A 1,608-nucleotide genomic window follows, 5' to 3' on the forward strand; every position below is an offset into this window, starting at 1 on the left:
CTTGATCTTTAACCTGTGCGGCGAGGTCGTGGGGTCGTCGACTTCTTGTTCCGGGACGTGGCGGTATCGGTTTTGCGGACTGTGTGGACGTCGTGTCGTGGGGCGGGTCGGGTGTTCTTGCGGCCTGGTGGCCTGCCGGGGCCGGGGCGGGAGGGTTTCGGTGCACCGGCCGGGCAGGTGACTGTCGGGCGGATGTGCCGGAAGTCGCGGCGGACGCGGGCCGGCGTGAGACGTTCGGCAGGTGCGGGTTTCTCCCATGGACGGCGCCGGTCGGCTGCCAGTGGCCGGGCCAGTCGCAGTTGGGTGTAGGCGGCGAGGATGAGCCAGGTCCAGCGGTCCGCCGCCTCGGGGGTGCGGATCTTCGGGCAGGTCCAGCCGAGAGTCTGTTTGAACAGGCGGAAGGTGTGCTCGATGTCGAAGCGTCGCAGGTATGCCTGCCAGAGCCGGTCGGTGTCTGCTGCGTCTGCGTCGGTGCCGGAACACCACAGCCAGACCGGCTTCGGGGTGGCTCCGCTGGGCAGGTGGTCGATGTCCAGGCGGATCACGGTCCCCTCGATGATCGGGAGGGTGCCGTCGGCCGCGGCCCAGGACGAGCGGTGGGTCAGCTTGGGGTGGAGCCGGTCCCAGGAGCGTGCGCTGGCGGTGCCGTAGAGGCGTGTGTCGGTGACGGTGTGGGTGTCCGGGGTGCCCCAGGTGTCGGGCTGCCCGAAGACGAACTCGCCGCCGTGCCGGGGTGGCCGGCCTTTGGTGGGGGGCTGCCGCAGTGGGGCCGGTCTGCGCAGGACGCGGTCCGAGCGCATCCGGGCCAGGACCTGCACCGGCAGGTCCCGCAGGAGGTGGGCCAAACGGGGCGCGTCGTATCCCGCGTCCGCGATGACGAGGATGTCCGGGTCCCCGGTCTGCCACTGACCTGTGGCGATCAGCCGCTCGACCAGCTCGCGCAGCTGCCGGGCGGTGACGGTGGCGGTGTCGTCCCCGGGCGCCAGACGCAGCGCGTCCAGCGGGGCGGTCCACGAGCTGCGGCCGGGTTCCAGCGCGCTGACGATCGAGTAGGGCCACCCGGGAACGGGGATGTGCTGGTCCTTGCCCCGGCCGTAGGTGTGACACAGGATCCGCTGCGGTGAGGTGTGGGCGTCCGGCCTCAGCCAACAGGTGACGTCGACGGCCAGGACCAGCCGGCCGTCGGCGGCCCGGGGCAGCGGCACCGAGGCCAGGGCCCACCGCATCCGCTCGGCGTCGACCCGGCCCTGGGCGAGCGCGGCGTAGAGACCTCCGTGACCACGGCGGTGTTCGCCGACCAGCGACAGCTCGGCCAGCGACCTCACCGGACCGTCCCCGCACAAGACCGCGTCCGCCAGCTCGAACAACGCATCCGAACGAGCGGTGAGACAGGAGTAGAACTCACCCCGGAAGCGTGACAGTTCCGCCAACGGCTCCTGCCGGGCATCGCGATGCTGCAGACTCATCGTCACGGCCTTCGTACTGGACGTGTGTGTTCCTTGGTCGGAGCACATGTTCAGACGAAGGCCGCTTCCGTGTACGGCGGTTACCGAACCGAGTGATCAAGTACGACGCATCGTTCGACGACGCATGTTAAAGATCAAGCTA

Annotated in this window: 1 protein-coding gene; it reads right to left on the bottom strand. The window is 69.8% G+C overall.

What is annotated here, in order from left to right; all coding sequences use genetic code 11:
* Positions 1-8: 8 nt before the first annotated feature.
* Positions 9-1,466, bottom strand: coding sequence for an NF041680 family putative transposase (locus tag ACWGN5_RS41890; RefSeq protein WP_453524289.1), 1,458 nt, complete (start codon positions 1,464-1,466; stop codon positions 9-11).
* Positions 1,467-1,608: the final 142 nt, after the last annotated feature.

Source organism: Streptomyces sp. NPDC055815, assembly GCF_053616475.1.